General features: G+C 66.4%; 28 protein-coding genes. 13 read left to right on the top strand and 15 right to left on the bottom strand.

Features of this window, described 5'->3' with window-relative positions; genetic code table 11:
• Positions 1–11: 11 nt before the first annotated feature.
• The gene (locus AC1DW4_RS01790; RefSeq protein ID WP_477015525.1) at positions 12–1,163 is read right to left on the bottom strand and encodes a glycosyltransferase; all 1,152 of its coding nucleotides are present in this window, start codon (positions 1,161–1,163) and stop codon (positions 12–14) included.
• Positions 1,164–1,204: 41 nt separating this feature from the next.
• Between AC1DW4_RS01790 and AC1DW4_RS01785 the strand changes: the two genes are divergently transcribed.
• Together AC1DW4_RS01785 and AC1DW4_RS01780 are read left to right on the top strand one after the other, a co-directional pair.
• Entirely contained in the window at positions 1,205–2,431 is a 1,227-nt protein-coding gene (locus tag AC1DW4_RS01785) for a glycosyltransferase (protein WP_477015524.1), read from the top strand.
• Complete coding sequence (locus AC1DW4_RS01780; protein WP_477015523.1) at positions 2,428–3,336, top strand: glycosyltransferase family protein; 909 nt, start codon at positions 2,428–2,430, stop codon at positions 3,334–3,336. Before AC1DW4_RS01785 ends, AC1DW4_RS01780 begins: the two co-directional genes overlap by 4 nt.
• Here AC1DW4_RS01780 and AC1DW4_RS01775 read toward each other — a convergent pair.
• Positions 3,333–4,181: an acyltransferase gene (locus tag AC1DW4_RS01775; RefSeq protein ID WP_477015522.1), complete on the bottom strand. Its 849-nt coding sequence runs from the start codon at positions 4,179–4,181 to the stop codon at positions 3,333–3,335. The genes AC1DW4_RS01780 and AC1DW4_RS01775 overlap by 4 nt on opposite strands.
• Before the next feature lie 160 nt (positions 4,182–4,341).
• On the opposite strand from AC1DW4_RS01775, the gene AC1DW4_RS01770 reads away from it, so the two are divergent.
• Genes AC1DW4_RS01770 through AC1DW4_RS01755 form a run of 4 tightly spaced genes read left to right on the top strand, consistent with a single transcriptional unit; the run spans position 4,342 to position 8,999 of the window.
• Positions 4,342–5,313, top strand: coding sequence for a hypothetical protein (locus tag AC1DW4_RS01770; protein WP_477015521.1), 972 nt, complete (start codon positions 4,342–4,344; stop codon positions 5,311–5,313).
• Between the two features lie 10 nt (positions 5,314–5,323).
• Positions 5,324–6,814 carry a lipopolysaccharide biosynthesis protein gene (locus tag AC1DW4_RS01765; RefSeq protein ID WP_477015520.1) on the top strand — a complete coding sequence of 497 codons (1,491 nt, stop codon included), beginning with the start codon at positions 5,324–5,326 and terminating at the stop codon, positions 6,812–6,814.
• Between the two features lie 5 nt (positions 6,815–6,819).
• On the top strand, positions 6,820–8,004 hold the full coding sequence (locus tag AC1DW4_RS01760; RefSeq protein WP_477015519.1) for a glycosyltransferase family protein: 1,185 nt from the start codon (positions 6,820–6,822) through the stop codon (positions 8,002–8,004).
• Positions 8,001–8,999 (top strand): glycosyltransferase family 2 protein, encoded by a 999-nt coding sequence (locus AC1DW4_RS01755; protein ID WP_477015518.1) that lies wholly within the window; start codon positions 8,001–8,003, stop codon positions 8,997–8,999. The genes AC1DW4_RS01760 and AC1DW4_RS01755 overlap by 4 nt, the downstream gene beginning before the upstream one ends.
• Positions 9,000–9,002: 3 nt before the next feature.
• Here the strand turns inward: AC1DW4_RS01755 and AC1DW4_RS01750 are convergent, their stop codons facing one another.
• The gene (locus tag AC1DW4_RS01750; protein WP_477015517.1) at positions 9,003–9,983 is read right to left on the bottom strand and encodes an NAD-dependent epimerase/dehydratase family protein; all 981 of its coding nucleotides are present in this window, start codon (positions 9,981–9,983) and stop codon (positions 9,003–9,005) included.
• A gap of 91 nt (positions 9,984–10,074) precedes the next feature.
• Positions 10,075–10,710 carry a sugar transferase gene (locus tag AC1DW4_RS01745; RefSeq protein ID WP_477015516.1) on the bottom strand — a complete coding sequence of 212 codons (636 nt, stop codon included), beginning with the start codon at positions 10,708–10,710 and terminating at the stop codon, positions 10,075–10,077.
• Between the two features lie 288 nt (positions 10,711–10,998).
• Between AC1DW4_RS01745 and AC1DW4_RS01740 the strand changes: the two genes are divergently transcribed.
• The 5 genes from AC1DW4_RS01740 to AC1DW4_RS01720 all read left to right on the top strand — a co-directional run bounded on the left by AC1DW4_RS01740 (position 10,999) and on the right by AC1DW4_RS01720 (position 13,689).
• Positions 10,999–11,193, top strand: a complete 195-nt coding sequence (locus AC1DW4_RS01740; protein WP_477015515.1) for a hypothetical protein — start codon at positions 10,999–11,001, stop codon at positions 11,191–11,193.
• A gap of 98 nt (positions 11,194–11,291) precedes the next feature.
• On the top strand, positions 11,292–11,432 hold the full coding sequence (locus tag AC1DW4_RS01735) for a hypothetical protein (protein WP_477015514.1): 141 nt from the start codon (positions 11,292–11,294) through the stop codon (positions 11,430–11,432).
• Positions 11,429–11,641: a hypervirulence associated TUDOR domain-containing protein gene (locus AC1DW4_RS01730; protein ID WP_477015513.1), complete on the top strand. Its 213-nt coding sequence runs from the start codon at positions 11,429–11,431 to the stop codon at positions 11,639–11,641. Before AC1DW4_RS01735 ends, AC1DW4_RS01730 begins: the two co-directional genes overlap by 4 nt.
• 30 nt (positions 11,642–11,671) lie before the next feature.
• Entirely contained in the window at positions 11,672–12,775 is a 1,104-nt protein-coding gene (locus AC1DW4_RS01725) for a DUF1176 domain-containing protein (protein ID WP_477015512.1), read from the top strand.
• Entirely contained in the window at positions 12,772–13,689 is a 918-nt protein-coding gene (locus AC1DW4_RS01720; protein WP_477015511.1) for an NAD(P)/FAD-dependent oxidoreductase, read from the top strand. Before AC1DW4_RS01725 ends, AC1DW4_RS01720 begins: the two co-directional genes overlap by 4 nt.
• Here AC1DW4_RS01720 and AC1DW4_RS01715 read toward each other — a convergent pair.
• Complete coding sequence (locus AC1DW4_RS01715) at positions 13,686–15,515, bottom strand: DUF885 domain-containing protein (RefSeq protein ID WP_477015510.1); 1,830 nt, start codon at positions 15,513–15,515, stop codon at positions 13,686–13,688. The genes AC1DW4_RS01720 and AC1DW4_RS01715 overlap by 4 nt on opposite strands.
• 64 nt (positions 15,516–15,579) lie before the next feature.
• Positions 15,580–16,038, bottom strand: a complete 459-nt coding sequence (locus tag AC1DW4_RS01710; protein ID WP_477015509.1) for a DUF3617 domain-containing protein — start codon at positions 16,036–16,038, stop codon at positions 15,580–15,582.
• A gap of 250 nt (positions 16,039–16,288) precedes the next feature.
• Here AC1DW4_RS01710 and rpmB point away from each other — a divergent pair, with 250 nt between their 5' ends.
• Entirely contained in the window at positions 16,289–16,585 is a 297-nt protein-coding gene (gene rpmB, locus AC1DW4_RS01705) for a 50S ribosomal protein L28 (RefSeq protein ID WP_013268545.1), read from the top strand.
• 100 nt (positions 16,586–16,685) lie between these two features.
• A complete protein-coding gene (locus AC1DW4_RS01700) occupies positions 16,686–18,374 on the top strand; it encodes a M1 family metallopeptidase (RefSeq protein ID WP_477015508.1) in 1,689 nt (562 codons plus the stop codon).
• A 3-nt stretch (positions 18,375–18,377) separates the two neighbouring features.
• On the opposite strand, the gene AC1DW4_RS01695 is transcribed toward AC1DW4_RS01700, so the two are convergent.
• From AC1DW4_RS01695 to AC1DW4_RS01655, 9 genes are all read right to left on the bottom strand, one after another.
• A complete protein-coding gene (locus tag AC1DW4_RS01695) occupies positions 18,378–19,178 on the bottom strand; it encodes a transglutaminase-like domain-containing protein (RefSeq protein ID WP_477015507.1) in 801 nt (266 codons plus the stop codon).
• A 109-nt stretch (positions 19,179–19,287) separates the two neighbouring features.
• Positions 19,288–20,631 (bottom strand): sulfite reductase subunit alpha, encoded by a 1,344-nt coding sequence (locus AC1DW4_RS01690; protein ID WP_477015506.1) that lies wholly within the window; start codon positions 20,629–20,631, stop codon positions 19,288–19,290.
• Complete coding sequence (locus AC1DW4_RS01685) at positions 20,628–21,611, bottom strand: FAD:protein FMN transferase (RefSeq protein WP_477015505.1); 984 nt, start codon at positions 21,609–21,611, stop codon at positions 20,628–20,630. The genes AC1DW4_RS01690 and AC1DW4_RS01685 overlap by 4 nt, the downstream gene beginning before the upstream one ends.
• Before the next feature lie 86 nt (positions 21,612–21,697).
• Complete coding sequence (locus AC1DW4_RS01680; protein ID WP_477015504.1) at positions 21,698–22,534, bottom strand: DUF4198 domain-containing protein; 837 nt, start codon at positions 22,532–22,534, stop codon at positions 21,698–21,700.
• A 12-nt stretch (positions 22,535–22,546) separates the two neighbouring features.
• Positions 22,547–23,065 carry a DUF2271 domain-containing protein gene (locus AC1DW4_RS01675; protein WP_477015503.1) on the bottom strand — a complete coding sequence of 173 codons (519 nt, stop codon included), beginning with the start codon at positions 23,063–23,065 and terminating at the stop codon, positions 22,547–22,549.
• Between the two features lie 12 nt (positions 23,066–23,077).
• Complete coding sequence (locus AC1DW4_RS01670) at positions 23,078–23,743, bottom strand: PepSY-associated TM helix domain-containing protein (protein ID WP_477015502.1); 666 nt, start codon at positions 23,741–23,743, stop codon at positions 23,078–23,080.
• Positions 23,744–23,824: 81 nt separating this feature from the next.
• The gene (locus tag AC1DW4_RS01665; RefSeq protein WP_477015501.1) at positions 23,825–24,385 is read right to left on the bottom strand and encodes an HNH endonuclease; all 561 of its coding nucleotides are present in this window, start codon (positions 24,383–24,385) and stop codon (positions 23,825–23,827) included.
• A 129-nt stretch (positions 24,386–24,514) separates the two neighbouring features.
• On the bottom strand, positions 24,515–25,183 hold the full coding sequence (locus tag AC1DW4_RS01660; RefSeq protein WP_477015500.1) for a trimeric intracellular cation channel family protein: 669 nt from the start codon (positions 25,181–25,183) through the stop codon (positions 24,515–24,517).
• Complete coding sequence (locus AC1DW4_RS01655; protein WP_477015499.1) at positions 25,180–25,869, bottom strand: DNA-3-methyladenine glycosylase family protein; 690 nt, start codon at positions 25,867–25,869, stop codon at positions 25,180–25,182. Before AC1DW4_RS01655 ends, AC1DW4_RS01660 begins: the two co-directional genes overlap by 4 nt.
• Positions 25,870–25,931: the final 62 nt, after the last annotated feature.

The raw sequence follows: 25,931 nt of genomic DNA, 5'->3' as shown, positions 1-25,931 counted from the left end.
CGTGCCTCAAGTCATCCCAGCCGACGGCGCAGCCAGCCTGACAGCGCGTCAATGAAGGCCGGGCGGCTGCTGCGTTCCATCTTCCAGCTCAGTATCCTTCTGGCGACCGAATGGGGTGCCAGTCCGACGCCTGCGAAAATGAGCGCGCCGACGAGCTTGCGCTTTAACTTCTGATCCAGGGCGAAAGATGCCTTGATGCCCTGGAGGCCCAGTTCCAGACGGGCGTCCTGCACATAGGGATGAGCCTCCGGGTCAAAGCACAGCGATGCCAGGCGTTCTTCCAGGTGCTGAGGGTCTTTCAAACCAGGGCTCCGCGCGACATCCAGTCCATTTCGAGCGGCATGCACGCGGAGGGCATCGTAGCGGTGCTCGTCATGAGCGATACGCCAGCGCGCGCGCCTGGCGATGTCCGCCTGGAAGCCGCTGTGGTTGGCGGTGTGCCGCCGATACCCGCCCAGGGGCCGGTCGATCGAGATGACCGTTCCGTACAGGGGCACCACGGTCGCGAGATAGCCGTCGGCCGACCGGTCAAAGGCCTGTTCCGGGATGGGCATGACCTTGTCCAGAGCGTCGCGTGCGAATGCCAGACCACTGGTCACGCTCGTCTGGTATCGGCCTCGGCGAAGAAGATCGGCGCGCACATCGGGACCGCCGAAGGGGGTCTCGTAGGGCGGATAGACGCTTCCGCTCGGTCGGTCGCCATCGATCAGCTCGAGGCGGGACTGGCCCTGCGCGACACCCTCGTCCCAGCGCGAGGCGAACACTTCGAGCGCGTCCGGATGAAGGACGTCGTCGGCATCCAGAAACAGCACACGCGAGCCACTGGACCGACGAAATCCGGCATTGGCGCTGGCCGACATGCCCGCGTTGCGGGTCTGCATGCAGGCGACGACCCGAGCGCCATAGGATTCGATCACCGCCCGCGACCCATCGGTGGAACAGTCATCGACGACAATCACCTCGACCGCCGGATAGGTTTGGGCCAGGGCGCTGTCGATCGCCGCGCGCAGGTAGCGCTCGTAGTTGAAGTTGATCACCACGATCGAGAACAGGCTGGATTCCATGGGTTCGCGACCTCGAAAATGAACGGAGCGACCGGCCGACGAATGGCCCGGGCGCCGCGATGTAACAGTGGCCTGTGAAAGTTCGGAGCGATCCTTCAAACGACTGGCCTTCGCACTGCAACATAATCAGACTGACAACCATGAGGATACTTTTCGTCACGCAGGACTTGCCGGACCCCAAGGGAGGGGGGTCTCCTCAGCGGGCGTTCCTGCATCTCGAAGCCCTGCGCCAGCTTGGCGATGTCACGATGGTTTTGCCCCAGTCGCCGGTCGCCTATCCCGAATATGGCGTGGCCGAAATTGTAGGGCGGCAAGAACCCACAATGACCGAAGAACGCAAGGCGCGTCATGAAACGGCGCGCTCCCGGGTCGGCCGCCCGCTGCGTGCGTTGCTCAGACTGAACTATGTCGATGGCCGCGCGCGCCCGCAGGATCGGCGCGCCTATCGAAAGCGACTTTCGCGTGAATACGACTTGATCCTGGCGTTTCGCCTGAGAAGCGCGATCTGGCTGGAGTCCGTTCTTGACCCAAGGTCGCTCGGTGGAGCGATGGTCCTTGATCTGGACGACATCGAATCCCGCGTCTTCGAAAGATGCCTAGCCGATGCGCCAAACGTCCTGTGGAAATGGAAGTTCGAACGTGAGCTTGCCTGGCTGAAAAGGTCAGAGCGTCGCGTCGTCAAACAGTGGGATGTCCTAAGTCTTTGTTCCCAGGCCGATTCGGACGCCTTTAAAGGTATGACAGGGTGCAGCGCCTGGGTCGTCCCTAACGCGACGCAGTTCAAACCGGCAAAGCCCGAGACAGACGATGCACCGTCGACGGTGCTCTTCGTGGGGACGTTCTCCTATTTCGCCAATGCCCAGGGGGTAGAGTGGTTCGTGAAGGACGTTTGGCCGATCGTGCGTCGCAGTCTGGGCGACACGATCCAGTTGCAACTCGTCGGCCTGCGACCCTCCGCTGAGATTCTCGCTCTGGCCCAATACCCGGGCATAACGGTCGCCGGCGATGTCCCGGATGTCGATCCCTATTACGCACGGGCAAACATCGTCATCGCTCCCATCCACACCGGCAGCGGCACACGGATCAAGCTGATCGAGGCGGCCGCCAAGGGGCGCGCCATTGTGACGACCACGCTGGGCTGTGAGGGGCTGGGTTTCGTCGACGGTGTCCATGCCGAGATCGCTGACGATCCGGAGGCGTTCGCCGAGCGCATCATTGCGCTGGCGAGCCAACCGTCCCGCCGCGCGAGGTTGGCGGCGACCGCTCACGCCCACGCCACCGAGCGGTTCTCCCGCGACGGGGTCGTCGCCGACCTGGCCGCAAAGCTGCGGGCCTTCGTCGTCGCCCAAACCGGAGATCCCCGATGAATCTGCTCTACTGCCACATGGAGAGGGGCAACTTCGGCGATGATCTCAATGCATGGTTCTGGGACCGCGTCGCGCCTGGTCTCATCGATCATCAGGGCGAGGATACCCTGTTCGGGATCGGCACGATCCTTCAATCCTACTACAGTGACCGCCTGAACCCTGGGGCTCGAAAGTTCGTCCTGGGGGCGGGCGCGGGATCGAAGGGGACACTGCCGACCCTGGATGAGGCCTGGAATGTCTATGGCGTTCGCGGCCCCATGACCGCTTCATATTTCGACCTTCCCCCGGACCGGATCGTCGGCGACCCGGCGATCATGATCGGGCGCATGACCGATCTGCTCTCCACGCAGCCGAGGGCCGGCGTCGGTTTCATGCCACACGTCTGGACGATGGAGGCCTGGAACTGGCGCCCGATCTGCGAGCGTCTGGGTATCGAATTCGTCGACCCGACCGCCGACTCCAAAGAAACGATCCGGCAGATATCGTCGCTGGAAAAGCTGCTGACCGAGGCCATGCACGGGGCCATCGTGGCCGACGCCGTGCGCACGCCCTGGATCGGAGTGGTCCTGTCGCCGCGCTTCGAGCCTTCCAAATGGTGCGACTGGGCGGGATCGCTGGGCGTGGACCTGCATTTCCATAACCTTCCCTTTCTCCGGGGCGGCGATCTTGGGGCGCTCGGTCGCGCACGGGCGACGGCGAAGACGGTGGCGTTCCAGTTCGGCGCGCCTCTGAAATTCTACGAACCTCTGCCGAGTACCCGACTGGACGTCGCTATGGCGACACGCGGGCTTGCGCGCCTGGCGACAGAGACGCCGGGCCAGCTCAGCGATCCAAGGCGACTGGCGAATCTGATGGACACGTTCGAGGAACGTCTGGACCGACTGTGCCGCGATGTGATGGGCTAGGACCGGTGCTCCGCTCCGTCGCCCTGACGACTGGAGACCGCTTCCGCCGACAAGGGCTCCCTATCCCGTATCCACCGCACGCCCCGGCGGGTGGTGCGCGCAGGCGCACCCGAGGCGACGCTGTTGGCCGGGATTTCTCCCGTCACGACGGATCGAGCCCCCACGATCGACCCTGATCCGATCACGGCCCCTTTCATGATCATGGCCCCGTGACCGATCCAGACATGATTTTCGATCGCCACGCTGTCTGGCGGGTTCAGCCACTCCCCCGTCGTGTCATCGACGACGGCGTGCAGGTCGGACGTATAGAGATGGGTATCGCGAGCGAACATGCTGTCGTCGCCTACGACGGCGGACCCTGCCCTGCCCTCCAGGATTGCGCGCAGACCATTCGAGGAACTTCCTCTGCCCCAGAGGAAGTTGGCTTTCGACGTGGACAGCCTCAGCTCGATCTCGTTCGGCCAGGAGGAGTCTCCTCCCAGACACACCAGACAGTCGTCGCCCTCGATCAGGATCGACCCGCTATAGGCCGTCGTCGGACCCATCACGACGATGTTTCCGCGCCGGCCAGGCCTGATCGTCAGCCGCATCGTCGTGGACCGCGATGCGCCCCGGCAAAGCACGAGCCAATTGCCGGCCCGGGCTCCTCGCGCGCTGACCAGAGACCGAAATGGATCGAGACACACCCAGGTGGCACCGTCGATATCCGGCGCGCTCCAGAAGGGATTGTCTCGCGCCAGATCCAGCAGAGCACGGCGAAGCCCTGCCCTGATCGCCTCGGAGGGCGCGCCACCGAACAGGCTGCGGCAACGGCGAGCAAAACGGCTGTCACGGAGCCAGGTCATCACGGAAATTTCGTAGCCTGTTCCAGCCCTGAGCCCAAATCGGCACCCGACAAGTGTGGCGCGACTCACGCAGTAGTGGCGTTCGCGAACTGTTGCGGCTGATTGTTGTGGATGACGGCCCCGGCCGCACGGTATGATTGACCAATCTGGGGAGGTGAAGGTGCAGTTTGATTATCTGATCAAAAAGATCAAGAACGCGGAGGTCTCGACCGATCCGTTCGATCATATCTACATCGAAGATTTCTTCAGCGATCCCCACTTTCAAGACATCACGCAGTCAACCGAGATAAATCTCGAGCCTGCAGCCAATGACGATGCGCTTTTCGAACGTCTTTTTGAAGCCGGCTACAAGATTATCGACTTCCCGGGCTGCGTCATCGATCGGGATCAGTATGTAAAATGGCATCGGCAACGCGCCATTGACCGGACCACGAACAGCGCATGTGAAGGTTACGGGATGACGCTGCGACTCACAGCGCCCAAGACCCCTATTATCGCTCAGTTGCACGACTTTCTCGTGGGCGACGCGTTTCAGAACGCGCTGGCCGAGAAGTTCGAAATCGCTTCGGAGGCGGTGTTTGCAGACTCGGGCATTCAAAAATATCTCGACGGGTATGAGATCAGCCCCCATCCGGACATTCGGAAAAAGGCGCTGACCTATATGGTCAATGTGAACCCCCATGCGGGGTCCGACACCCTGGAACATCACACGCATTACTTGAGGTTCCGAGAGGCATACCGCTACGTTCAGGCCTTCTGGGAAGGTAACGCCGACCAGGATCGATGCTGGGTTCCATGGGACTGGTGCGACACCGTCAAAACTCAGACGAAGAACAACAGCATCGTCATCTTTTCGCCGGGCAACAATACGATGCACGGCGTCAAGGCGAACTACGATCACTTGGCAGGCCAGAGAACCCAACTCTATGGAAACCTTTGGTATCGTGAAACCAAGGTGGCTGGGGCGCCTTCGTGGGAAGATCTGTCCTTCTCGCAACGGCAGCCGACGACGGAGCCAGGGAAGCTGAACGTCTGGGCCGAACGTCTCCGGAAGTATCAGCGGCGCCTCTCGCCCTCGAGCCGTCGGGACCGCAACGTGATCGAGGATCGTCTGAAGAGCTCTGGTTCCTAGGAACTGTGCCTTGGACGTAGAGGAAGTTCACAAGCGCGCGAAGGGGGGCGCGCTGGTCCTTCTGGGCCGTCGGGCGTTCGCGTTGACGCTCACGCTGTTGACCACCACCATCATCGCCCGGCTGGTCTCTCCCCGCGATTTCGGCCTGGCTGCGATCTCGGGGTTGGTGCTGACCCTGGCGGACATGTTCAAGGACTTTGGCCTGACGTCCGCCCTGATGCGGAAAGGCGAAGTCTCACAGCAGGAGATTTCATTCCTTTTCTGGTTCAATGCCGCCACCACGACGGCGTTGATGTTGATCATCGCGGCCCTGGCACCCGTGGTCGCCGTGTTTTTCCACGAACCCGTCGTCCTGTGGATCATCCTGGTAAGTCTGGGTGGTTTCGCGCTCAGCGGTTTTACGACCCAGCACTATGCGATGCTGAACCGGGACCTGAGGTTCAACCACATCGCCGCGATCGACATGACGATGGTCGGCATCCAGACAGTCGCGACACTCATACTGGCGTTTGCATGGCGCAACGTCTGGGCGCTGGTGATCGGTTCGTTGCTGGGTTCACTCCTGAGCAGCGTACTCACCGTCGTTCTGAGCCGCTGGCGGCCAGGTCGGCCGGCGATGATCCCGGGCGTGAAGGACCTGCTGAAGTTCGGCGCCAATACCTCGGTGTTCTCTCTGGCTGTTTTCGTATCGAACAATGCAGCGCCGTTTCTGATCGGCCATGCCCTGGGTGCCGCCTCTCTGGGACAATTCAATCGCGCACAGGCGCTGTTCCAGATGCCCGGCAAGAACCTGATCGAGCCCATCACCCAGGCGGGCCTGCCGGTCATGGCGAGACTGAGGGCCCACCCGCTCCATTATCGTGTCGCCTATCTGAAACTCGTGGAACGGCTGTGTCTGATCGTCATGCCCGGCTCGGTGCTTCTGACATGCATCGCCGTTCCGATGGTTCATGTCCTGCTGGGGGACCAGTGGAGGCAGGCGGGTTATGTCCTGGCCGCCCTGGCACCCGCGCTGGCCGGGCTGGGCTTTGCACACGCGGTCAGCGACCTGTTCATCACGCAGAACAGATCCAGCGAACTGAGAACAATCGGCATCGTCGAGATGGTCACCCGATGCGGGGCCGTCTTCATCGGCGTCAAATTTGGCCTGGTCAGCGCCGCGGCCGCCTATTCCGCATCGACGCTTCTATCGGTTCCCTTGCGGATTTTCATGGCGGGACGTGAGGGTCCAGTGGACGTCAGGGCGCAACTGGGCGCGTGTCTGCCCGCCCTGCCGATCGCCGGGGGCGTCGTCGTCGGCTGCGCGCTTCCGCTTCTGCTTGCTGTCGGGGTGGAGATGTCCAGCCTGGTCCTGACCGTCAGCATCGGTCTGGCCGGAGGCCTGGGCGCGGTGGCCGCCGCCCTTGTGTTTCGCGGATCTCGCGTCGCGGTCACCGAACAGGTCGCCGACCTGCTGGCGTGGCGAAAGCCAGCGTTGGTTCCTCCGGTGCAGACGCTGTAGCCGCGATGGCCCCGTCACCGCGATCCATTCGCCCGGCCACCCGGCCCGGCACCGGACCTGCGTCCGCGTCGCCGCGGATCGCCTATCTGGTCCCCAATGTAGCGGATCCCGCCGTCAAGCGACGATGCGAGATGCTGGTGGAAGGCGGAGCCAGGGTCCAACTCGCCGGGTTCACACGCGACGAGACCAAGGTCCCCGACGCCTGGAGCACCGAAGTTCTCGGCCGCACCCGCGACGCGGCGTTGGGACAGCGCGCCCTGGCCGTCGTCCGCGTGCTGCTGAATCCCGCCGCGCTTCGGCACCGCGTCAGCGGATGTTCGGCTGTCGTCGCCCGCAACCTCGAGATGCTCGTGCTGGCGGTCGTCGGGCTGGCCCTGACCCGCGACCGGCCGCCACTGACCTATGAGGTTCTGGACATCCATCGGGTGATGCTGGGGTCGGGCATCAAGGCCCGAGCGCTTCGGTGGCTGGAACGGCTGTTGATGCGCCGCGTCGCCAGGGTGGTGGTCAGTTCGCCGGCCTTCGACAGCGCCTACTTCGGACACTTCCACCCGTCGGGACCGCCCCGGCACCTGATCGAGAACAAGATCCTCGCGCCCCGGGGCCGGTCCGTGACGTCCTCCGCGCCACCTCCCCCCCACCCTTGGCGGATCGGCTGGTTCGGTATGCTGCGGTGTCGGAAATCCCTCGAGGTGCTGACGCGGCTGGTTCGGGAAAATCCCGGTCGCATCGAAGTGGATATTCGCGGCATCCCTTCAGGCGCGGTGTTTGGCAAGTCGTTCGAGGCCCTGGTCGCCGACGTGCCCGGCCTTCACTTTCACGGTCGCTATGGATCCGAGGACCTGGCCTCTCACTATCAGCAGGTGCATCTGGTCTGGGGCATCGACTTCTACGAAGAAGGCCTGAACTCGAGCTGGCTTTTGCCCAACCGCCTCTATGAGGGCAGCGCCTTCGGCCGACCCCTCATCGCCCTGCGCCAGGTCGAGACGGGTCGTTGGCTGGCGAGGTGGAAGGCGGGTGTGTTGATCCACGACGTCGACGCGGACCTGAACCCTTTTTTCCGGGCGCTGACCCCGGCCACTTATGCGACGCTGGAACGCCGGGCGCAGGCCGTTCCGGTCGAGGCGCTGATATCGGATGCCGCCGACTGTCGCGCGCTGGTGGCTCTGCTGATGGAGCCCGGGGCGTGACCGAACCGGTTCTGATCGTGATCCCGTGCCTGAATGAACAGGATCACCTCGCTGCGTTGATCGAATGCCAGGTGGCGGAGATGGGGCCATCGTCCCTGCTGATCGTGGTCGACGGTGGCAGCCGTGACACCAGCGTCGATATCATCGCTCATTGGACACGGCGGGATTCCCGGGTGCGGCTTCTGCCCAACCCCGCGCGGCTTCAGTCCGCGGGGATCAACGCCGCCGTCGCGGCCTTTGGAAGCGGCTACCGGTTCTTCGTGCGCCTCGACGCCCATGCAGACTATCCACCACGCTTCGTCGAGCGGCTGGTGACAACGGCGATCGAAACGCAGGCAGACTCCGTCGTCGTGCCGATGCTGAGCGTCGGGCGAACCTGCTTCCAGATCGCGGCCGCGACGGCACAGAACTCCAGGATCGGTGCCGGCGGCGCGGCGCATCGCAACGGAGGGCGCAGCGGCTGGATCGAGCATGGCCACCATGCCCTGATGCGGACCGAGGCGTTCACGCGCGTCAATGGCTACAATCCCGACTTCACCCACAATGAAGACGCCGAACTCGATGTTCGCCTGGCACGGTCCGGGGCGCGGCTCTGGCTCGAGAGCGACCTGGCCATCCACTATTTCCCGCGAAGCGATCCACGCGCCTTGTTCAGACAGTATGTGAACTATGGGCGCGGTCGAATCCGAACGATCCGGTTGCACGGGGCCGGCGTTCGTTTGCGCCAGGCCCTGCCCGCTGTCGTGGCCCCCGCAGTCCTGATCGGGCTCGTCGGCGCGGCCCTGTCAATCGCGGTCGATCCCCTGTTTCTGCTGCTGACCGGCCCGGCCTCGCTATGGATCGCCGCGACCTTGGCGGGCGGTGTGGCAGCGGCCATTCGCTCAAAGGCACCGCCCTGCGGATACGGTGCCGGGCCGGCCGCCATGATCATGCATCTTGGCTGGTCGATCGGCTTTCTGCGCGGGACCTTTGCAGCGCGATCGCCGCCGCGATGAGGCTCAGGCGCTATGGTTCCGCCCATCCCAGCCGCGCCACCATTCCACGAACCGGGGCAGACCTTCGGCAAGCCCGACCTTGGGCGCATAGCCAGTCAGGGCACTGAGCTTGGTGATGTCGGCATAGGTTGCCGTCACATCGCCGGGCTGCATCGGCCGCATGATCTTGATCGCCTCGCGACCGAGGGTGCGCTCCAAAATCTCGATCATGTCCATTAGGCCGACCGGCTTTGAATCCCCGATATTGTATATTTCATGGCCCCCGAAGGCCGGGGGTTTCTCCAGAACGCCGAGGATTCCATCGACGATATCGTCGATGTAGGTGAAATCCCGCGCCATCCGGCCCTCGCCGTACACGCTGATCGGCTCACCGCGCATGATCTTCTCGGAGAACCCGAAATAGGCCATGTCGGGTCGGCCCATCGGGCCGTAGACGGTGAAGAAGCGAAGCCCCGATTGTGGAAATCCGTACAGGGCGGCATAGCTCTGGCTGAGCAGTTCACACGACCGCTTGGTAGCGGCGTAAAGCGATACCGGCGAGACGGTCGGGTCGTCCTCCCGAAAACCCGCCCCTTCCAATGGTCTGTCCCCGTATACGGAACTGGACGACGCATAGACCAGGTGATCGATGCTCGCGTGTCGACACGCCTCCAGCATCGAAAGATGGCCCGCCAGGTTCGACCGTTCATAGGCGAAGGGATTGTCGATCGAATACCGCACACCGGCCTGGGCCGCGAGATGGATCACGCGTCTGACCGCGTGGTGGCGTACCAGATCGATCATGGCCTGCGGTTCGGCGATATCGGCCTCCACCATGCGGAAGCCGGCCCTGGACGCCAGTTGCTCCGCCCGGTGTCGTTTGAGCGCAGGATCGTAATAGGTGTTGAAGTTATCGACGCCGATCACGGCCTCGCCGTTGTTCAGCAGGCGATGGGCGACATGCATGCCGACGAAGCCCGCGGCCCCGGTGACGAGGATCGTCATCGAACTTTCCCTGAACGGACAGAACCCCGCATGGTCACTGCCGAACTATGCCTACCGTCAAATCTCGGGTCGCGCGAGCTTGCTGAGTGGCTCAGTAGACGCCTTGGCGGTTCAGGACGGCGGGAACGGTGCGCGCCAGGACCGCGAAATAGGTATAGGCGCTGGATCGACGGACGTAGGTGACGTCCAGGGCAACACGCCGCCGATAGGAGACGTCGTTGCGACCCATCACCTGCCACAGCCCGGTGATGCCAGGACGCACACGGCAATAGTGGGCGAAATATCGGCCGTAGCGATGGATCTCGCCCTCCACGATCGGACGCGGCCCGACCAGGGACATCTCGCCGCGCAGAACATTGAGCAACTGCGGCAGTTCATCCAGGCTGGATTGCCGCAGGAACCGACCCAGCGGCGTGACGCGTGGATCGTTGCGCAGCTTGTGGTCCACAGCCCATTCGGCCCTCGCCGCCGGATTGATCTCCAGGTGACGGGTCAGGCGCGTATCGGCGTCGGTCACCATGCTGCGAAACTTCAGGCACCTGAACGTCTTGCCGTGACGACCGACGCGCCGGTGACCAAAAACAGCCGGGCCGCCGTCCTGCGCCATCACCAGCATCGCCAGGACGACCAGCAGAGGGGCCAGAAACACCAGGGCGAGAATGGCGATCAGGAGATCGACGCACCGGGCCAATGCCAGGTCCGCCGGCTTGCCACCGCGGGGAAGCATCGGTTTCGCCGGGCGAACATTCCACGTCGAAGTCGAAACATCCGCGATGCTCATTCCGTCCCCACACCCCTAACGAGAAGTAAACGTTCGCACATGCACAAAAGGACTTCCAGCTTCATAGAACGTCGCTTTGGGATTCAACCGTGACTGTGGCCTTTGCGCCATCGTTCCCGTTTGCGGAGTGACCCTGATGGCCGGGCGCAGCGGTGGTAGGGATTTCGCAACCATGGCTTTCAGCGGGGCGTTAAGGCCGACAGGGTAGGACGACGACGCACTGAGGAGACGAGCATGGCCGGCACGATGCACTACAGTAAGGCCGCGCTCCGCCCGCACCTCGGCGTGTCCCGGACGGTCAGGTGCGTCCCGGATGACCGGGTCAGATGGTCGGCCCGACGCTCGATCGTCTTCGCCGTCGTCGCGACGGTCGGCCTTTGGGGCGTAATCCTTTTCGCGGGCCTGGGGATCGCCGAGGCGATGCACTGACGACGGCTGGACCGTCGATCGCCCCGCCGCGTCACAAAAAACCGTTGCGCCGTCTGCGGCCAAGCTGAACCCCGGCCTGGGATGCGTGTTCTGGCACGATGACCGAGACGCCAGACGACGACACCGAAGCCCTGATCCAGGCCTGGATCGTGACCTTTTGCGAAATGCCCGTTCTGATCGATCCAGACCTGATGCGGGCCGTCCTGAACAACAGGCCAGAGACGGGCAAGCCAGCATGACGGAAAAAACCTTCAAGGCCGGCGATCAGGTCGCGTGGGACCACAGTCAGGGCACCACGAAGGGAAAGGTCGTGCGCAAGCTGACCTCTCCCACAAAGATCAAGACGCACAAGGTTGCGGCGTCGAAGGATAATCCCGAATATCTGGTCGAGAGCACCAAGACCGGTGCCAGGGCGGCCCACAAGCCGTCGGAACTGCGCAAGGCCTGACGTCACGTCAGGGCCTTCGGTGGGGAGGCGATGATGCGGCTGACAGCCCTGGTGTTCGCCGGGTTCGCCCTGGCGGCGTGCGGTGACGGCTCCGTCGCGAGCAGCGCCGAGAGCCGACCCGGCGCGGCCGTCCATCCCAGGATCGTCCCGGCCGCGGATCAACCGGGCGAGCGCACCTTCAGAGATTGGTATGTCGTGTGCGACAACGCCAACAGCTGCGCCGCCTTCGGCCACGCGACGGAAGGGGTCGGCTGGGTTCGGGTGGCGATCGCCGCCGGGCCGGACGCCAGGCCCACGATCCTGCTGGGAGCGTGGGCGCAGGACAGCGATTTCGCCGGTCCGGTCACGGCCGGCGTAGCGGACACGAAGGTCATCGCCGCCACGGACTCCATCAGCGATGACGCCGACTATCCGGTGGTGCAGGTTCGCGCCGAGGCCGTCGATGCTCTGATCGCCGCCATGACGCAGGGGCAGTCGATGATCCTGACATCGAGGGCCGGCACCCTACCCCTGTCCCTGAATGGCGCGGCGGCGTCGCTGCTCTGGATCGACGAGCGCCAGGGGCGTCTGGGGACGACGACAGCCCTGATCCGCAAGGGCACCCGACCGTCCTCCAGCGTACCGGCGGCACCGACCGTGCCCGTGGTCACGCCCGCCGCAGCGGTGTCGCAAGGCCGCTATGGCGATCAGGAAGGCCAGACGCTGCCGGCCACCATCGAACGCATGCCCGACGTCGTCCAATGCCGCGCCGACACCGACTTCAATCCCGATCTGCAGTCGGCCATCGTCTCGGCCCGTCTGGACGCCGATACCGTGCTGTGGGGCGTGCCGTGCGGTGCGGGGGCCTACAACTTTTCCAACGCCTATTTCACGACACGACCCGACGGCAGCAATCCGCGCCGCCTGACCTTCCCCAGCACGGGCGAGCCGCTCGATCTGCTGGTCAACGCCGCCTACGATCCGGCCACGCGGGTGATCGACGCCTTCGACAAGGGCCGGGGCCTGGGCGACTGCGGAACGGCGTCCAGCTGGACCTGGACCGACCGGGGTTTCGTCTTGAAGTCCAGCAGCGGCATGGCCGACTGCAACGGCGTGGCCAGCGACTACTGGCCGACCTTCTGGGTCACCCGGTGAGCGACGCGACCACAAGCGCCGATGTCCTGATCGTCGGGGCCGGACCCGCAGGGTTGACGGCGGCGACCTATCTGGGGCGGTTCCGGCGCAGCGTCCTGGTGGCCGACGGCGGTGCCCCCCGGGCGAGCTGGATCCCCGTCAGCCACAACATGCCGGGCTTTCCCGCCGGGATCACCGGCGACGCCATCCTGGCCCGGATGCGCGAGCAGACCCTGGAATACGGCGCGGCTATCGAAGAAGGCCGGGTCGAGCGCCTGACGCGCGTCGGCGGCCTGTTCGCGGCCACGCTCAACGGGCGGACGGTCACGGCGCGGGCGGTGCTGATGGCGACAGGCGTGGTGGACAACCACCCGCACCTGCCGGGGGTGGAGCGGGCGATCGAACGCGCCCTGGTCCGCATCTGTCCGATCTGCGACGGGTTCGAGGCCACCGACCAGCGGATCGCCGTCATCGGCGACAGCGACATGGGCGTGCGCGAAGCGGCCTTCATGCGCTCCTATTCCGACCGGGTCACCCTGATTCACACCGGTGCCCCGGAGGCTCTGACGGACCGTGCGACGCTGGACAGGCTCGGCATCGATCTGGTGGAGACGGCGATCGAGAACGTCCGACTGGAAGGCGACCGCGTCACCGCCCTGTGCTGGAACGGTCAGTACAGCGCCTTCGACACCGTCTATTCCGCGCTGGGCACGGTCGCGAATGCCGACCTGCTGTCAGCCATCGGTGCACGGCTGAGCGAGGAGGACGGCCGGGTCGAGACCGATCTTCATCAGAGAACCAGCGTTCCCGGGCTGTACGCCGCAGGCGACGTGGTGCGCGGCCTCAATCAGATCGCCGTGGCCACCGCGGAGGCGGCCGTCGCCGCCACGGACATCCACAACGCCTTGCGGCGCGAGGAGGGTCTGACGGTCTAGGCCCTCTGCGCGGCGATCCATTCCGTCATGACGCGGTCCAGCACCGTCAGCGGCACGCCACCGGTGTTCATGCCGGCGTCGTGGAAGCCCTTGATGTCGAACCGGTCGCCCAGCGTCGTCTGGGCGCGGTTGCGCAGTTCGACCCACTTGTTGTGACCCAGCTTGTAGGAGCAGGCCTGGCCCGGCCAGACGCAGTAGCGTTCGATCTCGGTGGTCACCGCCGTCGGTGAATCCCCCAAGGCCGTGGTCATGAACGCGATCGCCCGCTCGCGGCTCCAGCGCTTGGCATGCATGCCGCTGTCCACCACCAGACGCGTGGCGCGGAACATGGCGGACTGGATATAGCCGATCTTGCCGATGGGGTCGGTCTCGTACATCCCCATCTCGTCGGCCAGCTGTTCGGCATACAGGGCCCAGCCCTCCGAATAGGCCGAAAAGCCGAGCACCTTCATCAACAGCGGCGTATCCGCCTTTTCCTGCGCCAGGCTGATCTGATGGTGATGGCCGGGAACCGCCTCGTGATAGGTCAGGGTCGGCAGCTGCCACCTGGGCCATTCGGCCGTGTCGCGCAGGTTGATGTAATAGGCTCCCGGCCGCGACCCATCCAGCGAAGGCGAGTTGTAGTAGCCGCCCGGCGCGCCCGCCTCGATCGCCTTGGGCACCCGCCGGATCTCCACGCCGGAGGTCGGCAGGCGGCCGAAATACTCCGGCATCCGGCGGCGCACCTCGATCACCTGGGCGTTCAGGTCCGCCAGCAGGGTTTCCTTGGCCGCGTCGGTATTGGGATACAGATACTGCGGATCGTCGCCCAGCGCCGCGATCCGTTCGCCGACCGAGCCCTGCGTCATGCCCTGCGCCCGCAACAGGACGTCGGCGCGAGCGGTCAGCTCGGCCAGCTGGTCCAGACCGATCTGGTGGATCTCGTCGCCGCTCAGCGTCGTCGTCGTGTAGCTCTTGATGCCGTAGTCATAGAAGGCCTCGCCGTTCGGCAGCCGCCAGACTCCGGCGTCATGGGTCGCACCGGCCTGGCGCGCCTTCAACTCGTCGGCCTGCCGGGCCAGGGCGGGGAAGACCGCGTCGTTGACGATGGCCTCGGCGCGGCTGCCCCAATCGCCGGCTATGCCCTTCTCGGCCGTCCGGCGGACGATGGACTGGACCAGGGTCGTCGCCGCCGCGCCCGGAGCCATCGTAGCATTCATCTGGGTCAGGGTGCGCTCGATGACGAAGTCCGGCGGCACGGCCCCGGCCGCGAAGTCGCGCTGCATCCGTTCGGTTTCCTGATCCAGCGCGGTCGCGAAGGCCGAAACGCGGCCGAGATAGGCCTCGGCGTCCTCGGCCGTCTCGATGGAGTGCTGGCTATCCAGGAAGTCGGGGATCGACTGATACGATCCCGTCAGCTGGCTGACGGTATAGGGCGAGGGTCCAAACCCGCCACCGCCATAGCCGAAGCCATAGCCCTCGATTGCGGTATCGCCGAAAAACTCCAGCGTATCGAAATAGACCGTCTCGTCGGCGTTCAGCGCGGCGCGGTCGACGGCCTTCAGGTCGGCGATATGGGCGCGGAACTTGACCTGATCGGCCTCGACCTTGGCCTGGGACCGGTCGTCCAGTTTCGCCTTCATCGCCGCGTTCGGCCCCTTGTCGAACCCGAGCTGGGTCAGCAGTTCGGGCGACGTCAGCAGCGCCTCCTGAACGATGGTGTCCATGACCGTCTTGAGCGCGGCGGACGCACTGGTCGCCGTTTGGGGAGCAGCGATCGCCTGGCCGGTCGCCATCAGGCTGGCCCCGGCGGCGGCGGTGAACATCAGGCGGCGGCGATCGATCATGACGGATGCTCCAATAGCGTTGCCGCATTGGCCACCAACCGTCGTCGTCCGACAAGCCCCTGGTTCAGAAGTACTCGGCGTTGGCCGGGCAGACGGCCGAGAGCCGGTGGGCCGTGATGCTGGCCGGCAGATAGGGCGTCCCGCGCGCCAGCTGCGCCCCGCCCGAGAAGCGGAAGCTCTCGGCCTGATAGGGGCCCCGCAGGCGGACGTTCACCCGGCGACCGCGCGGATCGGTGCAGGTGCCCTCGAACCGCGCATTGCCGTTGCCGACCTCGCGCGTCGGATAGACACAGCGCCAGCGGCGCGTGGACAGGCCGCCGAAGAAACGATTGATCTCACTGGGGCGGACGCATTTCTGTTCCGTGCTGCGAATGCCCACGGCATTGGTCGTGTATTCCCAATAGCCGGGCTGGGGCTCTGCGCTCGGGGCCTGGGCCGACGACGGCGCGGCCAGCAGCACGGCACCGGCCACGGCGGGCGCGGCGACGGCGAGGGTACGAAGGACGAAGCGAGGCAGGGTCATCGGCGATCTCTCGTTCGGGGCTGTGTCCAGGGCTGACGTATCGGCCGCAGTACCTTAAGCATTGGAAGTTGGCGATTGAACGACGCATGAACGACGGCGTCCTTGCCGGTTTCATGCCTGCCAGCCTTGACGGCGCGCGATCGGTTCCTCTATACGGCCCCCTCTCGCGCGGGGAGCCACCCCGCGCGCATTTGTTTCATGCGTCTCCCAAGCCTTCGGTGTGGACGCCGCGCTTCTTAAGGAACTGACGATGTCACGTCGTTGCGAACTCACCGGTATCGGCCCGATGGTCGGTAACCTGGTCAGCCACTCGAATGTGAAGACCAAGCGCCGGTTCCTGCCGTCGCTGAAGAAGGTCAAGCTGGCGTCCGAAGCCCTGGGTCAGTCCTATACCCTGCGCATCTCGAACGCCGCGCTGCGCACCCTGGACTTCAAGGGTGGGCTGGACCCCTTCATCGTCAAGGCTGACGACGAGAAGCTGTCGGTCGCCGCCCAGCGCATCAAGCGTCAGGTCAAGGCCAAGCTGGCCGAGCAAGCCGCCGCCTGATCGTCGGCGCATCGTGATTTCGGAAAGGGCCGGTGGAAACACCGGCCTTTTTCAATTCCACCGCACCGCGTAGGTTCGACCCTCGTCCCGAGGAGCCCCGATGCGAACCGTCCTGTCCGTTCTCGCCGCCACGATGCTGGCCACTACCGCTACCGCCCAGGACACCCCGCCCCGCGAATCGACCGCCTTCACCCTGCTGACGGACCAACCGCGCACGCCCGAGCAGGAGGCGCTGCGCATCGACCTGGCGGATCTGTCGATCAAGGTCCTGCCCGACGACAAGGCCATCGACGCCGTGGCGGAGCTGACCTTCACGGCGACGGCCCCGGTCGCCCGGCTGGTGGTCGAACTGGACACGCTGTTCGAGGTTTCGGCCGTGTCGGTCGACGGGCAGCCGGCCGAATGGACGAACCCGGAAGGGCGAATGACGGTCGCCCTGCCCCGGCCACTGGCGGCGGGCGAAACGACCACACTGCGCATCGCCTATGCCGGCAAACCGCGCGTGGCCCCCAACGCGCCGTGGGATGGCGGCTTCGTCTGGTCCACCGCTCCCACCGGAGAACCCTGGATCGCCACAGCCATCCAGGGCGAGGGTTGCGACCTGCTGTGGCCCTGTATCGACAGCCCCCTGGCCGAGCCCGCCCGCGTCGATCTGCACATCACCGTTCCGACCGGCCTGTCGGCCCCCTCGAACGGCCGGTTCCTGGGCACCCAGGACCACGGCGACGGCTGGACGACGTGGAACTGGAGCGCGGCCCACCCGAACACCTATGCCATCGCCCTCAACATCGGCCCGTATGCGGAGCTGCGCGCCGACTATCACAGCCGCTTCGGCAACACCTTCCCGATGCAGTACTGGCATCTGAAATCCGACGATCCGGCCCAGGCCGCCGCCCTGTTCGCCGAGTTCCCGCAGCAGCTGGACTTCTATGAAGCCACCGTCGGCCCTTTCCCCTTCGGTAACGAGAAGATGGGGGTGGTCGAGACCCCGCACCTGGGCATGGAGCACCAGACGATCAACGCCTATGGCAATGGCTACAAGCTGGACGGGCGGGGGTACGACTGGCTGCTGCAGCACGAGCTGTCGCACGAGTGGTTCGGCAACCAGCTGACCAATTCGAACGCCGACGACATGTGGCTGCACGAGGGGCTTGGCACATACATGCAGCCGCTCTATGCGCGATGGCTGCACGGCGACCGTTACATGCAGTCCGAACTGGCCAAGATGCAGCAGGATCTGGTCAACCGTTATCCGGTCGTCTCGGGCACGCCCAAGAGCGAGGACGAGGTCTACAAGGGCGCGACGGGGCCCGGCAACGACATCTACTGGAAGGGCGCGCTGATCGCCCATTCGCTTCGGATGCTGATCGGCGACGCGGCCTTCCACGAAGCCGTGACGACCCTGGTCTATGGTCGGCCTGACCCGGCCCCCGGCAACTTCAGCACGATCTATCGTTCGACGCCTGACTTCCTGCGCATCGTCAACACGGTCACCGGCCGGGACTATGGCTGGTTCTTCCGGGGCTACCTTTACAATGCCGCCCTGCCCGTCCTGACCCAGACGCGAGAGGGCGACACGCTCGCTCTGTCCTGGACCACCGGTGACGGCGAAGTGTTCCCGATGCCGCTCGAGGTCGAGATCGACGGCGTCGTCCAGACCGTGGCGATGACCGACGGGCGCGGATCGATCGCCGTACCGGCCGGCGCTCACGTCCTGATCGATCCGGACAACAAGGTCCTGCGTCGGCTGGATTTCGTCGAGACCTATCGCGCCCGGCCGGGACGTTAAGGCTCAGGCCGCCTTCAGGTCGTCGGCGTCGTCGGCCACCGCCGTGATCGACTGACGCACCATCTCGCAAGTCCCTTGGGTCGACAGGAAGGCGATGTCGGCCGCGTCACGCCCGCAGGCGATCCGCACCAGACCCTCGATCGGGGCCAGACCCGTCGGATCGACCAGCCACCAGCCGTTCGACAGCCACACCTCGAAGATGGCGTGGAAGTCCGGCGGGTTCAGCTGATGGGCGAAGGCGCTGACGGCGCGGGCCGGAATGCCTGACGCCCGGCACAGGGTGATGCCCATGTGGGTGAAGTCGCGGCACACCCCGGCCCGGTCGATGAAGGTGCGCGAGGCGGTCGTCTCGGAGTCCGAAACGCCCGCCTCATAGTCGATGTTCTCGGTGATCCAGCCCAGGATCGCCAGCACGCGCTCGCCACCGGAGGTCTCACCGAACTGGCGCTCGGCGAAGCGGCCGAACTGGTCCGACGGGCAATAGCGGCTGGGCCACAGATAGGTCAGGACCTCGGCCGGCAGGTCGTTCCAGTCGTGCTGGGTCGCGACCGGCGGCAGGCCCATCAGCGTGCCGTTGTCGACCAGCGCCTCATAGGTGACCGACACCTCGCCGCCCAGACGAGCGCGCAGCGTCCGCGCTCCGAAATCGACGTCCTGATCCTCATGGAAATCCTGCAACGGCTCCGAGACCAGCCGTTCCTCCAGCACTGTCTGACCCGGCCAGTGCGCGACCTGGATCTTGTAGATCGCGTCGGTGGGGGGATCGAAGCGATAGACGAGCTCGGCGCGGACGCGGATCTTCATGAAGGACCTGAAAACGAAGTGGACAATCCGGCAACGTCGCGCGGGCGCGGCCGTTCCGGGACGCGTCGTCTAGCAGATCGATCGGGTCGGGATAGGGGCGACGCCGCCGCTAATAGACGTCGCGGCGATAGCGGCCTGTCTCGAGCAGGTCGCGCAGGCCGGGCTCGCCCAGTACCTCTTCCAGCGCCGCTTGCACCCCACCGGCCATCCCTTCGAGACTGCCGCAGACATAGACGGCCGCACCGCGCCCGACCCAGTCGCGGACGGTGACGGCATTGGCCGCGATCAGGGCCTGCACATAGCGCCCATCGCCGATGTCGCGTGAAAAGGTCCGGTCCATGCGGGTGAGGACACCAGTGTCCAGCCAGCGATGGAGCTCGTCGTCATAGAAGGCGTCGTGCGCGGCCGTCCGTTCGCCGAACATCAGCCAGGTCTGGGCCCCACCCTGTTCGGCCCTGGCTTTCAAGTGAGACCGCAGCCCCGCCAGGCCCGTCCCATTGCCGATCAGGATCATCGGCGTCTCGGGCGACGGTGCGCGGAAGGCGGGGTTGGCGCGAAGGCGCATCGGTACGGTGTCGCCCAACGCCAGCCTTCCCGTCAGCCATCCCGACACCAGGCCCGGCGTCCCGTCGGATCGGCGCAAGCGGCGCACCAGCAACTCCACCCGACCGTCGGACGGCAGGGAGGCGACGGAGTATTCGCGGATCTGCGGGGCCCCCTGGATCGACGGTCCCACCAGTTCGACGATATCGCCGGCCTGCCAGTCGGCGGCCCCCGGCGGCGGCTCGAACCCCAGATGCCAGGCCTCTTCGCCCGGACTGCCGGGGTTCAGCAGGCGACGCTCGACCAGACGCCAGGGCGAATGGTCGGGCGCGGTCCAGTCAGGTGAGGCGTTCGAGCCGGTCAGCGCCGTCAGTTCCGCCTGCCACCGCCGGATCGCTGCTGTGTCACCATTGTCGACCTCGATGGCGTCGAACAGCGGGGTCGCGGCCGCCCCCTTCAGCCAGCCGTCCAGCGCCCGGCCAAAGCCACAGAAGTCCCGATAGGACCGGTCGCCCAGCGACAGCAGTCCATAGGCCAGGCCCGACAGTTCACCCGCGCCTGCGCTCGACATCGTCCGCCGCACGAACCGGGCCGTACTGTCCGGCCCATCGCCCTCCCCCGTCGTGGACGCGATGAACAGCACGCGCCCGGCGGCGATCAGGTCCGGAACATCCAGGTCGGCGAAGGAGGTCACGCGGACCGCGCGGCTCGTCGCGCCCAGATGTACGCGCGTCATCTCGGCCAGCTCGTCGCCAAATCCCGTCTGGCTGGCGACCGCGATCAGGATGTGGCCGGGCTGGACGACGACCGCAGGCTTGCGCCGCGCGCGCCAGACGATCCAGCCGGTCAGGGCCAGCCAGGCGACGACGAAGACGGCCGCCCATAGCCACCGGCCGGCGTCATGGGTCACCCTTGGTCTTCCAGCATGGCGGCGAACGCCGGGCTGACCGCCTCCACCAGACCGCCCGGCGTCCGCGTCAGGATCTGGGCCGCCAGGCCGTAGGCCTCGGCCAGCGCCATGCCGTCCGCCGCGCCCCTGACCGTCAGGGCCGTCGCCCAGGCGTCGGCCATCATGGCGCTGGCGTGAAACACGGTGACCGAGGCCACGCCATTGGTCACCGGCCGGCCGGTCCGACCCTCCAGCGTGTGGGGATACAGGGTCCCGTTCAGCTCGAACCCGCGCCGCCAGTCGCCGGACGTCGCCACGGCGATATCGACCAGGGCCGCGACCGCGCGCGGGATTGGCCCACCCGGGGGAGGTTCCAGCCCGATCCACCACGGCTGGGCATCGGGTTTGACGCCGGTGCCGCGCATCTCGCCACCGATCTCGACCAGGTGAGAGGTGACGCCCAGCGCGCTCAGGGCCTCGGACACCCGGTCCACGGCGTGGCCCTTGGCGATGCCGCCGAAATCCAGCCTCAGCCCGCCCGGCTGCATGGCCGCGCGCGCATCGCGATGCAGGCGCAGCCCCTGCCAGCCGCTGACGGCCAGGGCGGCGGCGACATCCTCATCCGTCGGCAAGGGGCTGCTGTCGGGACGTGGCCCCGGCGGCCCGAAACCCCACAGATCGACCAGGGCTCCCAGCGTCGGATCGACCGCGCCGTCGGTGTCGTCGGCCAGGTTCATGGCGGCGTCCAGCACCGACCACATCGCCTCTGACAGCGCCCACATGCCGGACGGGGCGTGGTTGAAACGCGTGATTTCACTGTCGCCCTCCCACGGGCTGAAGACGGCAATCACGGCATCCAGCTGCTCCTGGATCGCGGCCTCGACAGCCCCCTGCGTCACGTCGGGCGGTGCGACCGCGCGCACGGTCCAGGTCGTGCCCATGGTCTCGCCGCCCAGGCTCCAGATCGCGTCCCCATTCGGACGGGCCGGAGGCTGGGTCATCGGCGGTATCAGGACGCGCGTCGCCGATCGCTCGCCCGCGTCTCGCGGATCGAACGGCGGAGGCGCTCCACGCGACCCACGAAGGGTCAGGGCAGGACCTGCAACACGGCGGTGTACTGGGCCGAAGCCACCGGCGGGCTGCCGCGTGCCTCGCCCTCGCCGCGCGCGGGAGCCGACGGATCGCGCCAGCTGGTGTTGACCCAGTACATCCCGGCCTCGGGCCAGGTGATGGAGACCTTGCCGTCTGCGTCGGTCTTCAAGGTCTGCTCCTCCGGGTTGTCGCGATACTGCAGGCCGCCGCGCGCCACGATGACGTCAGCGTCGGCATAGGGCTGGCCATCCTTCAGGAACTGGAATGTGCCCGCCTCGCCCGCGACCAGGTCGTTCGGGTGGGTCACCGGCACCATCTCGATGCCGACGCCGGTCGGCGTGAACACCGTCGTGGTCGGCTCGCCCAGGGTCACGAAGGTCTCCAGCCGGTTGGCGCTGGGGGCCGAGACGACGTCGGTGGCTCCGGCCGGAATGTTGGCGGCCAGGTCGGCGGCCGGGCCGCGCCAGCGGCCGGGCGTGCCGTTCAGCATCCAGGTCGCGTTCACCCCGACCGAGCCGTTGGCGATCTTCCAGGTGCCCGGCTTGTCGATCTCGACGTCGAAGGTCGTGCGATAGGCCCCCTGCATCAGGTTGGCGGCGGTCCCCTTCGATCCATCGGGTGCGGTGATCGTCAGGCTTTCCGGGGTCAGGCGCAACGGCGCATGGTCGGCGATGAAGACCCCGTTGGACGCGCCGGCGTCGAACGAGACCCAGAAGCTCTCGCCCGACAGCACGGTGTGGGACGGCACCAACCACCCCCGGTGCGCGCTGGCCGACAGGGGCACGGCGACGGCGGCCAGCAGGGCGAGGGCAGGAAGGATGAACTTCTTCATGGCGTGGGATCCTTAGCGGCTGACGGCGACGCGCACGGCGCCCAGTTCGGAGGTTCCGGTGGCGGAGGCCGACGATGCCGCCCCGCCCCAGGTGAAGGGCACGCGCACGGTCTCGCGGCCGCCCTGTTCACGCGCCGCCTCGACGACGACATTGTATTGACCTGCTGGAAGAGCGCTGAGGCGGGCCCCCGGCACGGTCACGGTCTGGCGACCCGGCGCGCGGGTCGGGCCGGTGACGCCGTCGATGGGCAGGGTCATGGCGCGCCCCCCTTTGCGCCACCAGGTGCGGATGTCCTTTAGATACTGCTCGCCGTCGCCCTCGCCCCGCGCGGTGGCCCCGGCCTCGTACCACAGGGCGAGGGTGCGCACCGCCGTCTGGTCCGGCCGCTCGATCCACACCGCGACATAGGGCCGGTGATAGGCGGCGGTACGGATCGTCGGGACCTCGACGGTCACGCTGAGGTCGGCGGCCAGGGCCGGGGCGGCGACCGAACCGGCCGCGACGGCCATCAGGACAGGCAGGCTACGCATGGACAGAACTCGTCAGTGGATGAAGATCAGGGCGATGACGACCGGCACCGCGATGCCCAGTCCGACCAGGGGCCAGGTGGAGGCGCGGTTACGGGCGTGCAGCCACAGCAGGGTCAGGCCGGTGACGGCGAAAACCACGCAGGCGGCGGCGAAGACGTCGATGAACCAGAACCAGACCGGGCCGGTGTCGCGCCCCTTGTGCAGGTCGTTCAGATAGGCGACCCAGCCGCGCGTCGTCGTCTCGCGCACCGCCTCGCCGGTCGCCCGGTCGATGGTCAGCCAGCCGTCCGCCCCGGGACCTTTCAGCGCGACATAGATCTCGTCCGGCGCGGTCTCGGTCGGGCGACCGACGACGGGGGCCTTCAGTTCATCGGCGGCCCAGCGCGCGACGGCGTCGGGCATGGGATCGGTCGTCTCGGCCGGGAAATCCGACAGCCGCGCCAGCAGGGGCGCAGGCAGGGTCGCCGTGGTTTCGACCGTGACGGGCTCGGCCGGGATCTGGGCGGCGTGGTTCAGGGTGATGCCGGTGATGGCGAACAGCAGCATCCCGGCCAGCGACAGCCCGGCCGATATCCAGTGCCAGCGGTGAAGCTGCTTCAGCCAGAAGGCACGCGTCCCGTTCATCGAAGGGGCGCGGGCGGGTGTCGCGGCGGGCATGTCGGAGGCGGCGTCGGTCACCCTCCGCCTGTGCCACATATTGCGAATGACTTGCAAGAGCTTCTGGGGGCGGAATGTGGAACTGCGTCAGCGCGTCCGGCGTCAGGGCTCCAGCTCGATGTCCCAGTAGAGGTAGTCCAGCCAGCTCTGGTGCAGATAGTGCGGCGGGAAGCGGCGGCCGGCGTCCTGCAGCTGATAGGCATTGGGCCGATGGGGCGCGCGGCGGACCGGCATGTGGGCCTGTTGGGGCGTGCGCCCGCCCTTCTTCAGATTGCAGGGCGAACAGGCGGCGACGATATTCTCCCAGGTCGTGCGCCCGCCCCGGCTGCGCGGGATGACGTGGTCGAACGTCAGCTCGGCGGTGTCGCCGCAATACTGGCAGGTGAAGCCATCGCGCAGGAAGACGTTGAAGCGGGTGAAGGCCGGGCTGCGGTTCTGGTCGACATAGGATTTCAGCGCGATCACGCTGGGGATCGCCATCTCCATCGACGGGCTGCGCACGACCTTGTCGTAGACGGACACGACGTCCACGCGGTCCTGATAGACCGCCTTCACCGCCTCTTCCCACGGCCAAAGCGACAGGGGGTAATAGGACAGCGGGCGAAAATCGGCGTTCAGCACCAGGGCCGGATAGCCGGACGGCGGCTTGTGGAGCACCTGCATCAGGTCCTCCCGCTCACGCCGGGGTTGGTCGAGGAAATAGGACTGAAGACGTCGCTCCTTCTCTCTGGTGGGCTCAGCCTATCCCCGATTCGTGCGCGCCGCCATGACGGGCTTGCATCGGTTTCGTGACTAGCCCTTGCGCACGAAGCCTCCGGGGAAGGCGGGAAGGCTCCAACCATAGCGCAGGGCCCCGGCGCGCAGGGCGAACCCGGCAGGCGCTGCGATGGCGGCGGCGGGCCAGTTTTCCAGCCCCAGCAGACGCGCCATGACATAGACAGTGGCCGCAAGCAGGGCCGCCGACACGGTGATCTCCCGACGCAACAGGATCGACGGCTGGCCCGCCAGGATGTCGCGCACGATGCCTCCGAAACAGGCCGTCAGCGCCCCCATGACGATACAGATCAGCGGCGGCACGCCGAACGCCTCGGCCTTGGCGGCGCCCAGCACGCCATAGGCCCCCAGTCCGATCGCATCGAGCCACAGCAGCGCCCGGAACCGCCATGCCCCGGCCCCGATGATCCAGACGACCGCCGCGCTGGCCAGGCAGACGGCGATGTAGCGCCAGTCCTGCACCCAGAACACCGGCGCATCGATCAGCAGGTCGCGCAGCGTCCCGCCGCCCACACCGGTGATGGCGGCGAAAAAGCCGAAGGTGACGAGGTCGTGCTTCTCGCGCGCCGCCGCCAACGCTCCGGTGGCGGCGAATACGGCGACGCCCGAGAAATCCAGCGCGCCGAGCACCGTCTCCGGATGGGCGAGTGCGGGCGTCAGCAGGGCCGGATCGACAAGGGCCGTCATGCCGCGTTGTCCTTATCGCCTCGCGCGCGGCGCTCGGCTGCTTGAGGGCCGTCATCCAGCACGATCTCGCCCTTCTTCACGCTGGTGTACCAGGCCCAGAGCAGGTGGGTGGCCACCCCGCGCCACGGTCGCCAGATCTCGGCCCGGGCATACGCCCCCTTTGTGTCCGGCCGCGTCTCGGTCCCATCGGCCCATTTGATCGCCTCCTGCAGGGCCACGTCGCCACCCGGAAAGACATCGGTCCGCCCCTCGCACAGCAACAGGTAGGCCTCCGCCGTCCACAGGCCGACGCCCTTCAGCGACACCAGGGCCTCGATCGCCGCGGCGTCATCCAGCGTCGCCAGATGCTCCAGATCGATGGTGCCCTCCATCTGCGCCCGCGCCATCCCCTGGCCATAGGTCGCCTTCTGCCGCGACAGCCCCATGCCGCGCAGACTGTCCAGGTCATGGGCCAGCAGGTTCGCGGGCGTGATCTCGCCCAGCCCCGCCTGCAGTCGCGCCCAGACCGACGCCGCCGAGGCCACCGACACCTGCTGCTCCACGATCATGCGGAACAGGCCGACGAACCCACCCTCTCGCACCCGCCATTCGAACGGTGGCGTCTGGGCATGGGCGCGCGCCAGCGCGGGGTCGAGGCGAGCCAGGGTCTGTCGCGCGGCGGCCAGTTCATCGGGCGTGATAGGCATGCGGTCCTTGTCGACAAGCGCGGCCGTGGAACGGTAGCGTCCGGCCATGCCCAGTCTGGACG

The sequence above is a fragment of the Brevundimonas sp. P2_A6 genome (assembly GCF_056404975.1).
This window is presented reverse-complemented; position numbering and strand designations above follow the sequence as displayed.